Annotated in this window: 12 protein-coding genes; 8 read left to right on the top strand and 4 right to left on the bottom strand. The window is 58.5% G+C overall.

Annotated elements, in window-relative coordinates; translation table 11 throughout:
• Positions 1-39 precede the first annotated feature (39 nt).
• The 3 genes from dtpD to ACE3MN_RS19895 all read left to right on the top strand — a co-directional run bounded on the left by dtpD (position 40) and on the right by ACE3MN_RS19895 (position 3,871).
• A complete protein-coding gene (gene dtpD / locus ACE3MN_RS19905) occupies positions 40-1,524 on the top strand; it encodes a dipeptide permease DtpD (protein ID WP_375364148.1) in 1,485 nt (494 codons plus the stop codon).
• A gap of 267 nt (positions 1,525-1,791) precedes the next feature.
• Positions 1,792-3,309 carry a lysine--tRNA ligase gene (lysS, locus tag ACE3MN_RS19900; RefSeq protein ID WP_101868566.1) on the top strand — a complete coding sequence of 506 codons (1,518 nt, stop codon included), beginning with the start codon at positions 1,792-1,794 and terminating at the stop codon, positions 3,307-3,309.
• 148 nt (positions 3,310-3,457) lie between these two features.
• Positions 3,458-3,871, top strand: coding sequence for a hypothetical protein (locus tag ACE3MN_RS19895; protein WP_004130120.1), 414 nt, complete (start codon positions 3,458-3,460; stop codon positions 3,869-3,871).
• A gap of 149 nt (positions 3,872-4,020) precedes the next feature.
• Here ACE3MN_RS19895 and ACE3MN_RS19890 read toward each other — a convergent pair whose 3' ends face one another.
• A complete protein-coding gene (locus ACE3MN_RS19890) occupies positions 4,021-4,896 on the bottom strand; it encodes an extended-spectrum class A beta-lactamase OXY-6-7 (protein WP_098066351.1) in 876 nt (291 codons plus the stop codon).
• A 162-nt stretch (positions 4,897-5,058) separates the two neighbouring features.
• On the opposite strand from ACE3MN_RS19890, the gene ACE3MN_RS19885 reads away from it, so the two are divergent.
• Positions 5,059-6,090 carry a Gfo/Idh/MocA family protein gene (locus ACE3MN_RS19885; RefSeq protein ID WP_102649638.1) on the top strand — a complete coding sequence of 344 codons (1,032 nt, stop codon included), beginning with the start codon at positions 5,059-5,061 and terminating at the stop codon, positions 6,088-6,090.
• 39 nt (positions 6,091-6,129) lie between these two features.
• Here ACE3MN_RS19885 and ACE3MN_RS19880 read toward each other — a convergent pair whose 3' ends face one another.
• Complete coding sequence (locus ACE3MN_RS19880; protein ID WP_024358906.1) at positions 6,130-7,137, bottom strand: Gfo/Idh/MocA family oxidoreductase; 1,008 nt, start codon at positions 7,135-7,137, stop codon at positions 6,130-6,132.
• A 99-nt stretch (positions 7,138-7,236) separates the two neighbouring features.
• Between ACE3MN_RS19880 and ACE3MN_RS19875 the strand changes: the two genes are divergently transcribed.
• The 4 genes from ACE3MN_RS19875 (at position 7,237) to ACE3MN_RS19860 (ending at position 12,181) form a co-directional block, all read left to right on the top strand.
• Complete coding sequence (locus tag ACE3MN_RS19875; protein WP_064411392.1) at positions 7,237-8,256, top strand: LacI family DNA-binding transcriptional regulator; 1,020 nt, start codon at positions 7,237-7,239, stop codon at positions 8,254-8,256.
• Positions 8,257-8,706: 450 nt separating this feature from the next.
• On the top strand, positions 8,707-9,630 hold the full coding sequence (locus ACE3MN_RS19870) for a sugar ABC transporter substrate-binding protein (protein ID WP_004848507.1): 924 nt from the start codon (positions 8,707-8,709) through the stop codon (positions 9,628-9,630).
• A gap of 24 nt (positions 9,631-9,654) precedes the next feature.
• Positions 9,655-11,139 (top strand): sugar ABC transporter ATP-binding protein, encoded by a 1,485-nt coding sequence (locus ACE3MN_RS19865; RefSeq protein ID WP_004130130.1) that lies wholly within the window; start codon positions 9,655-9,657, stop codon positions 11,137-11,139.
• A gap of 19 nt (positions 11,140-11,158) precedes the next feature.
• Positions 11,159-12,181 (top strand): ABC transporter permease, encoded by a 1,023-nt coding sequence (locus tag ACE3MN_RS19860; protein WP_170873311.1) that lies wholly within the window; start codon positions 11,159-11,161, stop codon positions 12,179-12,181.
• A 44-nt stretch (positions 12,182-12,225) separates the two neighbouring features.
• Here the strand turns inward: ACE3MN_RS19860 and ACE3MN_RS19855 are convergent, their stop codons facing one another.
• Complete coding sequence (locus ACE3MN_RS19855) at positions 12,226-13,467, bottom strand: Zn-dependent hydrolase (protein WP_064342310.1); 1,242 nt, start codon at positions 13,465-13,467, stop codon at positions 12,226-12,228.
• The gene (locus tag ACE3MN_RS19850) at positions 13,464-13,946 is read right to left on the bottom strand and encodes an L-2-amino-thiazoline-4-carboxylic acid hydrolase (RefSeq protein ID WP_004137832.1); all 483 of its coding nucleotides are present in this window, start codon (positions 13,944-13,946) and stop codon (positions 13,464-13,466) included. The genes ACE3MN_RS19855 and ACE3MN_RS19850 overlap by 4 nt, the downstream gene beginning before the upstream one ends.
• Between the last annotated feature and the right edge of the window lie 2 nt (positions 13,947-13,948).

Raw genomic sequence — 13,948 nt, 5'->3', positions numbered from 1 at the left:
GGCTTGCCGCTTCCCTTTTTCACGCTGCAAGGAGAACACATGAAAACACCCTCACAGCCGCGCGCGATCTATTACATCGTTGCGATCCAAATCTGGGAATATTTCAGCTTTTACGGCATGCGTGCCTTACTCATCCTCTATCTCACCCATCAGCTCGGCTTTGATGACAGCCACGCCATCAGTCTGTTCAGCGCCTACGCCTCCCTGGTGTACGTCACTCCTATTCTCGGCGGCTGGCTTGCCGACCGCCTGCTCGGCAACCGCACGGCGGTCATTGCCGGCGCGCTATTAATGACGCTTGGCCACGTAGTGCTGGGCGTCGAATCCGATTCCACCTGGAGCCTGTACTTCGCGCTGGCGATCATTATCTGCGGCTACGGTCTGTTCAAATCCAACATCAGCTGTCTGCTGGGCGAGCTCTACGCCGTTGACGACCCTCGCCGCGACGGCGGTTTCTCGCTGCTGTACGCCGCCGGGAACGTCGGCTCCATCGCCGCGCCTATCGCCTGCGGGCTGGCGGCGCAGTGGTACGGCTGGCATATCGGCTTTGCGCTGGCGGGTATCGGCATGTTTGTCGGCCTGATGATTTTCTTAAGCGGCAGCCGCTACTTCCGCCACGCGCGCGGCGTCGATAAACAGGCGCTGCGGGCGGTGAAATTTGTGCTGCCGACCTGGGGCTGGCTGGTGGTGATGCTCTGCGTTGCGCCGGTGTTTTTCACGCTGCTGCTGGAGAATAACTGGTCCGGCTACCTGCTGGCGATCGTCTGCGTATTCGCCGCCCAGATGGTGGCGCGCATTATGGTCAAATCCCCGGAGCATCGCCGCGCGCTGTGGCAAATCGTTCTGCTGATGCTGACCGGGACCCTGTTCTGGGTACTGGCGCAGCAGGGCGGCAGTTCGATCAGCCTGTTCATCGACCACTTTGTTAACCGCCGCCTGCTGAATATTGAGGTGCCGACCGCGCTGTTCCAGTCGGTTAACGCCGTGGCGGTGATGGCGGCGGGCGTCGTGCTGGCGTGGCTGATGCGGCCGGAGGGCGCGACCCGCTCGGCGCTGCGCGTATGGCTGAAGTTCGCCTTTGGCCTGGTGCTGATGGGCTGCGGCTTTATGCTGCTGGCGCTTAACGCGCGCCACGGCGCGGCACAGGGACAGGCATCGATGGGCATGATGGTGGCCGGCCTGGCGCTGATGGGTTTCGCCGAGCTGTTTATCGACCCGGTGGCGATGGCGCAGATCACCCGCCTCAATATGCCCGGCGTCACCGGGGTACTGACCGGGATTTATATGCTGGCGACCGGCGCGGTAGCCAACTGGCTGGCGGGCGTGGTGGCGCAGCAGACTACCGAGTCGCAAATCAGCGATACGGCGATTGCCGCGTATCAGCACTTCTTTGCCCAGATGGGCGAATGGACGCTGGGCTGCGTAGCGGTCATTGTCGTTGTCGCCTTCGCCGCCGCGTTCAGCGTCGGCAAACGCCGCGCGGCCGCCGGTGAACTTCCCGGCGTCAATGCCCAGGATCTGTAGCCCGGACAGGTGCGCAGCACCGCCTCCGGGATTATCGCATCCCTAAACGGAGCAAAAAGCCGCTCCTTGCACCCCTTACTGAACAGGAGGAGGATATTCTGGCGGGCGCGAAAGCCGAAGATAAAAAGAGGTTACAAAAGACAGGGCTGAGTGAAATCAGCCGCAATTGAAGCCAGGCTCCTTAAGATTGTTCTCCGGCGCCGACGCCGGAACAGGCCTGGTTCAATTATCGAAGCAAGTTTGCAAGCAGGGTTATGAGGAACCAACATGTCTGAACAACAAGCACAAGGTGCCGATGAGGCAATTGACCTTAATAATGAACTGAAAACCCGTCGTGAAAAACTGGCCGCGCTGCGCGAGCAGGGCGTGGCGTTCCCGAACGACTTTCGCCGTGACCATACTTCCGACCAGCTCCATGCTGAATACGATAGTAGGGAAAACGACGAGCTCACCTCTCTGAACGTCGAGGTCTCCGTGGCTGGCCGCATGATGACCCGCCGTATTATGGGTAAAGCCTCCTTCGTCACCTTACAGGACGTGGGCGGACGCATTCAGCTGTACGTCGCCCGCGACGATCTGGCGGAAGGCGTCTACAACGAGCAGTTTAAGAAATGGGATCTCGGCGACATCATCGCCGCCCGCGGTAAGCTGTTCAAAACCCAGACCGGCGAACTCTCCATTCACTGCACCGAGCTGCGTCTGCTGACCAAAGCGTTGCGCCCGCTGCCGGACAAGTTTCACGGCCTGCAGGATCAGGAAGCGCGCTATCGCCAGCGCTATCTGGATCTGATCTCCAACGAAGAGTCGCGCCACACCTTCAAGGTGCGTTCGCAGATCCTGGCGACCATGCGTCAGTTCATGGTCGCGCGCGGCTTTATGGAAGTCGAAACGCCGATGATGCAGGTGATCCCCGGCGGCGCCTCCGCGCGTCCGTTTATCACCCATCACAACGCGCTCGATCTGGATATGTATCTGCGCATCGCGCCGGAGCTGTACCTGAAACGGCTGGTGGTCGGCGGCTTCGAACGGGTGTTCGAAATCAACCGTAACTTCCGTAACGAAGGTATCTCCGTGCGCCATAACCCAGAGTTCACCATGATGGAACTCTATATGGCGTATGCGGATTACAAAGATCTGATCGAACTGACCGAATCCCTGTTCCGCACGCTGGCGCAGACCGTACTGGGTAAAACCGAAGTGCCGTATGGCGACCAGGTGTTCGATTTCGGTAAGCCGTTTGAAAAACTGACCATGCGCGAAGCGATCAAGAAATACCGTCCTGAAACCGAGATGGCGGAGCTGGATAACTTCGATGCGGCGAAAGCGCTGGCGGAATCCATCGGCATTCACGTTGAGAAGAGCTGGGGTCTGGGGCGTATCGTCACCGAAATTTTCGACGAAGTGGCGGAAGCGCATCTGATCCAGCCGACCTTTATCACCGAGTATCCGGCGGAAGTATCGCCGCTGGCGCGCCGTAACGACGTGAACCCGGAAATTACCGACCGCTTCGAATTCTTCATCGGCGGACGTGAAATCGGTAATGGCTTTAGCGAGCTGAACGACGCGGAAGACCAGGCCCAGCGTTTTCAGGAGCAGGTCAACGCCAAAGCGGCGGGGGATGATGAAGCGATGTTCTACGACGAAGACTACGTCACCGCGCTGGAGTACGGCCTGCCGCCGACCGCCGGTCTGGGTATCGGTATCGACCGTATGGTGATGCTGTTCACTAACAGCCACACCATCCGCGATGTTATCCTGTTCCCGGCAATGCGTCCGCAGAAATAAATCATGCTGAAACCAGGCCCCTCGTTTATTTGAGCGGGGGGCCTTAATTTCGACGCGTTTATCCCGGCGAGTGATATGGCGAATAAGCTTACTCCGGGCACCTTATGTGCTATAACAGCGCGCATAAAAAACATAAGGTGTTAATTAAATGAAAAAAATAAAATTAATTGTTGGCGGCGTGATCTGTGCAAGTTATTTATTAACGTCAGTATTATCAATGGCAAGTGATAATATAAACAGCAATACCATTCATTTTGATAAAGGCAGCAACGGCACGATAATAAAAAGTACCGTGACCGGCGACGATGTTAATGACTATACGCTGGAGGCGAAAGCCGGCCAGATGATGCATATCGGTATGAACAGCCAGTGGCCGCATCCCTTTTTTAATGTGATTACTCCGGATAATCACGCGATTTTTAACGGTTCTATGAGCGGCGATATTTTTGAACAGCGTCTGGGTGTCAGCGGGAAATATACGGTGCGGGTATATCAGATGGGCGGCGCGCGTGATGAAGGGAAAACCAGCGCCTACGCGCTGACGTTTAAAATTACCGACTAAAATGTGGCGGCTGTCTATTCAGGCTGTCCCGCAGGCGGCGCGTTGCGCCGGTCCGCAGACGGCGGTGAACCCGTAGCCCGGGCAAGGCGCGTTGAGCGCCGCCCCCGGGAGCAGAGCGCAGAGGGTTGCAGTTCGGGCCTGTTCCCGGACTACAGCCCTTCGGTCACGATTTTCGCCGCCGCGGCTAACACCTCTTTGCGGCTTTTCGCATCCTGCTGCGGCTGGGTAAAATAGGTCACTAACACCAGCGGGGCATGATTTTCCGGCCAGATCACCGCGATATCGTTGGTGGTGCCGTAATCTCCGGCGCCGGTTTTATCCCCGACCGCCCAGCTTGCGGGCAGGCCTGCGCGAATGCTTTGCCCGCCGGTGGTATTGCCTTTTAGCCACGTCACTAACTGGGCGCGCTGCTGTTCGCCCAGCGCATTGCCCAGCGTCAGCTTGCGCAGGCTTTCGGCCATCGCCAACGGGGTGGTGGTATCGCGCTTATCGCCGGGTATCGCGCTGTTCAGCGCCGGCTCCGTACGATCGAGACGAAAAGTAACGTCCCCGATGCTCTGGGCGAATGCGGTCACCTTTTCCGGTCCGCCAAGGTAGCTAATCATCTTATTCATCGCGGTATTGTCGCTGTACTGCAGCGCCGCCGCGCTGAGTTCCGCCAGGGTCATTCCGCTTTGCAGATGTTTTTCGGTAATCGGGCTCCAGACCACTAAATCCGATTTTTTAATCTCCAGCCTTTTATTCAACACATCGGGATGGCTTTCGCTCTGCTTTAACACCGCGGCGGCGGCCATCACTTTACCGGTGCTGCACATGGCAAAACGTTCGTCGCCGCGATAAAGGGTTTGCGAATCATCCGCCGTGTTAATCAGCGCCACGCCCAGCCGGCCACCGGACCGTTTTTCTAAATTAGCCAGCTTTTGCTGGATAGCATCGGCACTGGCCCATAATGAACCGCTCGCCAGCAGCAGCGGAACGGCGGCGGCGGCCATCAGGGCGCTTTTACGCCACGAACTTTTCAACATCTCTGACTCCTTGATAGTGATGAGCTGCCCGGACTATCCGCGACTCCCGCGCTTTTGACAAGCACTATGTCGATGATGGAATTCCATCATAAATTCGTTATTCGTCCTCCTCCGCGCCTGCTTATAGTGTCCCTCCCCGGCAAAATAAAATCAGGAGCCGCTATGTTCCCGTCACAGTTACCAAAACCGCGCCACCACGCCGCCTCGGCGATCCCCACGCTGCGTTGGGGGATTATTGGCCCCGGCTGGATTGCCGAGCGCTTTGTGAAATCGTTAAAAGAGCTCAGCCGCCAGCAGGTGGTTGCCGTCTCCTCGCGCACGCAGCAAAAAGCCGACGCCTTTGCCGCCCGCTGGGGGATCCCGCAGGCTTACGCTCAGGTGGATGAGATGCTGGCGCGACCGGATATTGACGCGGTATATATTGCCACGCCGCATAACCACCACTTTCCCGACGGGCTGCGTGCGCTGCAGGCGGGCAAGCATGTGCTGATTGAAAAGCCGTTTGCGCTGAACCGGCGGGAAGGCGCGGCGCTGAAAGCGGAAGCCGTGAAGCAGGGGACGCTGGCGATGGAGGCGATGTGGTGCGACTACGCGCCGAAGTATGACGTGATTCGCCAACTGCTGGAGGACGGCGTACTGGGCGACCTGCACACGCTGCTCGCCGATCACGGCGAGTTCTTTACCCCGGATCATCGCATTTTTAATGCCGATCTCGCCGGCGGGCCGATGATGGATCTCGGCAGCTATCTGACCTCATTCAGCGTGATGGTCGGCGGCGTACCGCAGGATATTATCGCCCGCGGACGCCCCGCCCAAAGAGGCGTCAACGGGCAGATTTCGATGCTGTTTAACTGGGAAAAGGGCCTCCAGGGATTATTGAACACCACCCTGTTCAGCAACACGCCGGGCGGCGCGGTGGTGGCCGGACGCGATGCGACTCTTACCCTTGACGGGCAGTTCTACGCGCCGGGGAATTTTACCCTCGCCGCCAGTCAGGGGGGGCAGGTGCTGCATTGGGAGGAGCCGCGCAACCGCTACGACCAGCTGTTTTATCAGGCCGAGCATTTTGCCTGGTGCGTCGGTCAGGGGCTGACGGACTCGCCGATCCGCCCGCTGACCAGGGTGCTGGAAAACCTGAGCGTGATGGATGAAGTGCGGCGGCAGATTGGCGTGGTATTTAACGAAGAGCGCTAAGCGAAGCGGCCCCGTATGCCGACCGCATACGGGGCTTTTTTACGCCAGCGGTTCGACGCTGACAAATTGCCCCTGCTGCAGCGAGAGCACGGCGGCTTCGGCGATGGCCTGCGCCCGCAGGCCGTCCAGCAGCCCCGGCAGGTCCGCCACCTCTTCTCCGCCTAGCGAGCGGACAAACGCGTCCAGATGCGCGTAGTACGATCCCTCGACGCGGCTGAACCAGTCCGGGTAGAGGCCGGGCTGAATGCGGCGCTCTCCCTGCCACAGCGTGACGCCGCGCGTTGTCTGGCTGCCGGACTCCAGCACGCCATCCGAGCCAAGCAGACTAATGCGCTCATCGTAGCCGTGGCCGGTACGCCGGGTGTTGTCCAGCTGCGCCATTGCGCCGCCGCGCATCCGCAGCATCAGAATGGAAGTATCGACATCGTCGAATTCAGCAATTTCCGCCAGCGCCAGCGCATCCCCCATGGCGGCGACGGTTGTCACTTCATCACCGGTAAGAAAGCGCAGCAGGTCAAAGAAGTGAATCGCCTGGTCGCGCATCTGGCCGCCGGAGCTGCGCAGATATTCCAGCGGCGGCATAATCGATGCCCGACACACCATCTGCACCAGTTCTATTTTGCCAATCACCCCGGCCTCGATCTCCCGGCGCAGCTGCTGGTGGCTGGCGTCGAAGCGGCGGTTAAAGCCAACGGTCACCGGTACCCCGAGCGGCAGCACTTTCTCGACGACCTGGCGGGCGCGGGCCAGCGAAAGATCGATCGGTTTTTCGCAGTAGACCGCTTTCCCGGCGCGGGCGGCAGCCTCCAGCAGCGCCGCGTGTGAAGGCGTCGAGCTGGCGATAAGTACCGCGTCAATGGCGTCGCTATTGATGGCCTCGGCGACGGTTACCGCCCGCGCGCCGTAGCGGGACGCCAGCGCTTTCGCCCGTTCGGGGTCGGCGTCAGCCACCATGGACAGAACGGTTCGCTCATGGCGAGCGAGGCTGGCGGCGTGAACCTGGCCGATAAAACCGCTGCCCAACAAGGCAAAACGAATGCAGGTCATTTTTTTCTCCAGAAAGAGGGATTCAGCGTTGCCAAAGTAATCCGTTTGCTACACTGACCGACACAGGCGTTTTGATGGATTTCCATCATGGGGGAAACGATGAAAAGCATGTCGCTGGAGGCGCTGGCTAAACGGATTGGCGTGGGCGTAGCAACCGTTGACCGGGTGCTTAACGAACGCGGCGGCGTGTCGCCGGAAACCACGCGTAAGGTGCTGCAGGCCGCGCGGGAAGCCGGGCTGAAGCGCATTCTGCCGGAAGAGCGCCGTCTCCCGTGGCAAATAGAAGTGTTTCTCAGCGGTAACGATTCGCGCTTTTTCACCCGCCTGACGCAGGATTTCGCCGACGTGGCGGATAGCCTTGGCTATCGCCGACTGACGCTGCACCGTACGCTGGTGGCGGAGTCCGCGCCGGAAAAGCTGGCGAAAAGCATTATCCGCAGCAGCAAAAAGCGCCATGCGCTGATTGTCTTTGGCAACGAACATCCGCTGGTCTACGAGGCTTTGCGCCAGTGCCGCGAGGCGAACGTGCCGGTGATTACGCTGGTTACCGATCTGCCCGGCGCGCAGAGGCTCTGCCACGTCGGCATCGATCAGCAGCAGGCTGGCCGCACCGCGGGCAGGATGATGGGATTAATGGCGCATCGGCCTGGAGAAGTGCTGATGCTCAGCGGACGCCAGGACTTCAGCGCCCATCGTTTGCGTATTCAGGGATTCCGTGAGGTGATAACCCAGCGCTTTCCGCATCTGCAGCTCGGCGAGGTGCTGGCGGGGGAGGACAACCGGCAGCGGATCGACCGCCTGCTGGAAGAGGCCCTGCGCCGCAACTGCGACGTGGTGGGCATCTACAATACCGGGCTGGGCAACACGCAGGTGGCGCAGGCGCTGGCTCGCCACCGCCGCTACGGCGAGTGCTGTTGGATCACCCATGAACGTTACCGCACCACCCGTGAACAGCTGGCGCAGGGCGGAATGGCGTTGACGATCGATCAGCATGCCCATCAGCATGCCCGCCTGGCGGTGGAGCTGGCTCTGCGTCACCTGGAAACCGGCTATCAGCCGCATCTCTTTAGCGACGGCAAGGTCGAATTTATCCTTTACAGCGCTGAAAACGTCGACTGAACGCTCGCGGTCCGCGTGACAATATCCCCTTTTAACCCCGTATCTGATACCCCGTTTCATACCGCTGCCGCTATCGGCGCGCCGCGCGGCAAATCGTCGGCTGCCTCTCATTTTTTGCGCGTTTATGCGTCAATGTTAGATGTGTGTCAAAGTTCTGTTAACGCGTAGTTTTAAAATTTTCATTTCAGTTATTTACTTATAAAAGTTTCATATGTGTTGTTAATGAAATAAATGGTCTGGAATTTTTCTTCCGCGACAAATGGACTGATGTTTCAAAAAACCATTTTAAAACAACTGAATTTTGTGATTTCGATCACCCGAGAAAAAGGCGCCAGCGCGCAGGCCGTTTTTTCGAAAAGCTGAAAAAGCAGGCGCTTAGCGCACGATTAATGAAACTATTTTTTCATTTTACCTTACCTAACCGATGCACCTGAAAATAAAGGATCAACTATGAACATCAAGAAAACGGTTGTTGCCTCTTTGATAGCCTGCATGCTGCCAGCGGTCGTTATGGCGAAAGATATTTCGGTCGGTGTTTCGATGGCGCTTTTCGATGACAACTTCCTGACGATTCTGCGCACCGCCATGCAAAAAGAGATGCAAAAAGACGGCGTTAAGGCGCAGGTGGAAGATGCCAAAGGCGACGTCTCCCAGCAGCTACAGCAGGTACAGAACTTTATTGGCCAGGGCGTCGACGCGATTATCGTCAACCCGGTGGATACCAACGCGGTCAAACCGATTATGGACCAGGCGACCAAAGCGGGCATTCCGCTGATCTTTGTTAACCGCCGCCCGCAGGCGCAGCTGACCGACAAAATGGCCTACGTCGGCTCCGACTCGGTGCTGGCTGGGCGCTTACAGATGGAAGCGTTAGCCAAAGCGATGAACGGCAAAGGTAACGTCGCCATTCTGCTCGGCGACCTGGCGAATGAATCGACCCGTGACCGCACCAAAGGCGTCGAAGAGGTGGTGGCGAAGTACCCGGATATCAAAATCGTGCAGAAGCAGACCGCTAAATTTACCCGTAACGACGCCGTTGACGTGGTCAGCAACTGGATGACCAGCGGCGAAGACATTCAGGCCATCGCCTCCAACAACGATGAAATGGCGATCGGCGCGCTGCAGGCGCTGGGTAAAAACCCGAACCATATCCTGATTGCCGGCGTGGACGGGACGCCCGATGCCCTGCAAATGCTCAAAAACGGCAAAATGATCGCCACGATTTTCCAGGATGCCAAAGGGCAGGGCGAAGGCGCGGTGGATGCCGCCATTAAGCTGGCCAACGGCGAGAAAGTGGAAAAGATCATTGACGTCCCTTACCAGCTGATCACCAAAGACAACATGGCTGAGTTCGTCAATCGCAACCAGAAATAGTCGCTCAGGGTACGGAGGTGAAGTATGAACGCTTTTGCACTTGAAGCCGAAGGGATCAGCAAATTCTTCCCCGGCGTAAAGGCGCTCGACAACGTCTCATTACGCGTGCGCCCGGGGACGGTGCACGCGCTGATGGGCGAAAACGGCGCCGGAAAATCCACGCTGATGAAATGCCTTATCGGGATCTACCGTCCCGATAAGGGCGCGATCCGCGTTAAAGGGGAGCCGGTCCAGTTTCAGGATACGATGGACGCGCTGCGCTCCGGGATCTCGATGATCCACCAGGAGCTGAACCTGGTGCCGCACATGACGGTGGCGGAAAATATCTGGCTCGGCCGCGAGCCGATGAAATATGGTTTTGTCGATCATCGCCAGCTTGCCCGTCAGACGCAGGATCTGCTGGATAAATTGAATATCCGATTATCCGCCGACCGGCTGGTGGGGGAGTTAAGTATCGCCTCCCAGCAGATGGTGGAAATTGCCAAAGCGGTTTCGTGGAACGCGGATATTGTGATTATGGATGAGCCGACCTCGGCGTTAACCGAGAGCGAAGTGGCGCATCTGTTTACCATTATTCGCGATTTACGCCAGCAGGGAAAAGCCATTATCTATATCAGCCATAAAATGGATGAGATTTTCGCGATTACCGATGAGATCAGCGTATTTCGCGACGGCACCTGGGTCGGCAGTAAACAGACCACCGAGTTTACCCGCCAGTCGCTGATTACCCAGATGGTCGGCCGGGAGCTCACCCAGCTCTTTCCCAAGTTCAATAACGCTATTGGCGAAGAGGTGCTGACCGTCCGCAATCTATCGCGCAAGGGGGCGTTTCACGATATCAACTTTAGCGTCCGCCGCGGCGAAATCCTCGGCGTGGCGGGGCTGGTGGGAGCCGGGCGCAGCGAAGTGATGGAGAGCCTGTTCGGCATGGAGAAAGCCGATAGCGGCGAAGTGCTGATTGATGGGATGCCGGTCAATATTGATTCGCCTTCGACGGCGATTGAGAAAGGGATGGCGTTGCTGACGGAAGACCGGAAAAAGTCCGGGCTGTTTCTCGTGCTGTCGGTGCTGGAGAATATGAGCATCGTCAAAATGCCGGAATATATCGGTAAAACCGGCTTTGTTCAGCACCTCAAAATGGCCGAAGACTGCATGGAGCAGATCCGCCGCCTGAATATTAAAACCCCCACCATGGATCAGATTATTAATAACCTCAGCGGCGGTAATCAGCAGAAGGTACTGATTGCCCGCTGGCTGCTGGCGCAGCCGAAAATACTGATCCTCGATGAGCCGACGCGCGGAATCGACGTCGGGGCAAAAGCGGAAATTTACCATCTGATCAGCGAGCTGGCCAACCGCGGCGTGGCGGTGATTATGGTCTCTTCAGAATTACCTGAGATTCTCGGGATGAGCGATCGGGTGATGGTTATGCATGAAGGGCGTATTACCGGCATCCTCGATAAAGAGGACGCCGACCAGGAAACCATTTTGTCGTTGGCATCCCACTGAGGCACAGAGAATGAGCAATATGAAAATAACGGCAACCCCGATCACTGAGAAGCCCTCTTTCTTTGGGCAATTACGCCACCGGCTGCCGAAAGATACCGGGATATTTATCGTCATGCTGGTGATTGCCCTGACTTTTGAAATTGCCGGCTGGTACGTCCGCGACCAGTCCTTTTTATTAAACACCAATCGCCTGATATTAATTGTTTTACAGGTAGCGATTATCGGTATTATCGCGGTCGGGGTCACCCAGGTCATTATTACCACCGGCATTGATCTCTCCTCCGGGTCGGTGATCGCGCTCGCCGCCGTGGTGGCGGCAAGCCTTGCGCAAACCTCCGATAGCCTGTCGCCGATGTTCCCGTCGCTGGTCAATATGCCGGCGATTATCCCGATTGGCGCCGGTATCGGCGTCGGCCTGCTGTGCGGCTTAACCAACGGCTTTCTGGTGACCCGCACCGGCATCCCGCCGTTTATCGCGACGCTTGGGATGATGGTGTCGGCGCGCGGTCTGGCGCAGTATTACACTCAGGGCAACCCCATCAGCTTCTTATCCGACAGCTTTACCGCCATCGGCCAGGGGGCGATGCCGGTGATTATTTTCTTCGTCGTCGCCGCGGTGTTCCATATTGCCCTGAAGCATACCCGCTACGGTAAATACGTTTACGCTATCGGCGGTAACATGACGTCGGCCAAGGTCTCCGGTATCAACGTGAATAAATACCTGGTGATCGTCTATGCCATCGCCGGGGCGCTCTCCGGCCTCGCGGGCGTGGTGCTGGCGGCGCGCGTCAGCAGCGGGCAGTCGAGCATGGGCATGTCCTACGAGCTGGATGCTATCGCCGCGGCGGTTATCGGCGGCAGCAGCCTGATGGGCGGGGTGGGGCGCATCACCGGGACCTTAATCGGCGCGATGATCCTCGGCCTGATTAAAAGCGGTTTTACCTTTGTCGGCGTCGACGCCTACGTGCAGGATATTATCAAAGGCATCATTATCGTCGCGGCGGTGACTATCGATATGCGCCGCAACCGCAAAAAGCATTAATCGGCAATAGCCCACGGCCTGTACTGCCGTGGGCCATGTCGCGTTTATGCCGCGCCGCAAGCGGACTCATCCGCGGCAAGACGTAAACTGTTGAGCAGCACGTTCGCCCCTTTCTCCGCCCATTCCGGCAGAATGTTCTCCGCTTCGTTATGGCTAATGCCCTTCTCGCAGGGAATGAAAATCATGCTGGCGGGCGCGACCTTGCTGATATAGCAGGTATCATGCCCGGCGCCGGAAACTATGGTTCGCGCGCTGTAGCCCAACGTTTCCGCCGCCCGCTGGCTGCGCGCCAGGCATCCGGCATCAAAGGTAATGGGCGCGTAATCAAAAATACGCTCGACGTTTGCCGTCACGCCGCGCGCCGCCAGCGCTTCAGCAGCGCGATGCAGTTCCCGTTCCATGGCTTCCAGCGCCGGGGATTGCGGATGACGAAACTCGACGCTGCACGCCACGCGTCCCGGCACCACGTTGCGCGAGCCCGGTATCACCTGCGCCATCCCAATAGTCGCGCGCCCGTCGGGATTATGGGCGATACCGATATGCTCCACCGCCAGCGCCAACTCGGCGAAAGCGGTCAGCGCGTCGCGGCGGCTGCCCATCGGCGTGGTGCCTGCGTGGGCGGAAAAGCCCTCCAGGGTGACGTTGAACCAGCGCTGGCCCATTGCCGCGTGAACGAGGCCGATATCAACGCCTTCTTCTTCCAGAATCGGCCCCTGTTCGATATGCACTTCGTAGCAGGCGTGGAGCGGGAAGGCGGCGGCCGGACATTCCCCGCGATAGCCGATAGCCTCCAGCGCCGCGCTAACGCTGATGCCGTCGCGGTCTATACGGGCGAGGGCGAAATCTTCGCTAAACTGCCCGGCCCACACGCCGGATGCCAGCATCGCCGGGGCAAAGCGCGCACCCTCTTCGTTGGTCCAGTTCACCAGCACGATATCGCGTTCGGTCTCAATGCCGCGATCGTTCAGCGTGCGCAGCGCCTCCAGCCCGGCGAGGACGCCGTAAATGCCGTCATAGCGGCCGCCGAGCGGCTGGGAGTCGACGTGGGAACCGGTCAGCACCGGGGCTAACTGCGAATTTTTACCGGCGCGGCGAATAAACATATTGCCCATGCTGTCGACTTCGCAGGGAAAGCCGGCTTCCCGCGCCCACTGGCGCAGCAGGTCGCGCGCCTGACGATCCTCTTCGCTGAGCGCCAGCCGGGTCACGCCGCCTGCCGGCGTGGCGCCGAGCAGCGCCATCTCGTTGAGCGTCGACCACAGACGTGCGCCGTTGACGGTTATCATGACTTGTCCTTTTGCACGCGATAGCGGAAGTCACAGCACTTACCGCCCTCCATGATGGTGGTGGTGCGGGTCAGCTCCACGTCCGGGGCGTAGCCGACGATAAATTTATCGTCGCGGGCGCAAGAGAGCAGGTGGCCAATCTCGCCGAGGCCCATTTCGTGATACATCTCGGCGTAGCGGCAGCGGTTTACGTTGTAGTTATACTGCTGGTCGTCGGCGTCCAGCACCGTGACCTCCAGGGCATTATCTTTCTCCCACAGATACTGCAGCGCGACAAAGCTGCGAATATCCGCGCCGTCAGGCTCCTGGCGGGCAAACGCTTTTCCCGCCTCAATGGCGGCGTTTTCAATCGCTTCGCCGATGACCGCCTGGGCGCGAGCCTTACCTATCTCGCGTACCAGGATGTCGTAAATCGGCTTGATTATTTCTGCTTCAATTTTGCGGCGGGCGAGAATGCCCAGCTCATTATGATCACTCATCA

This window comes from Klebsiella grimontii (assembly GCF_042137965.1).
In the GTDB taxonomy this organism is placed as follows: domain Bacteria; phylum Pseudomonadota; class Gammaproteobacteria; order Enterobacterales; family Enterobacteriaceae; genus Klebsiella; species Klebsiella grimontii.
This window is presented reverse-complemented; position numbering and strand designations above follow the sequence as displayed.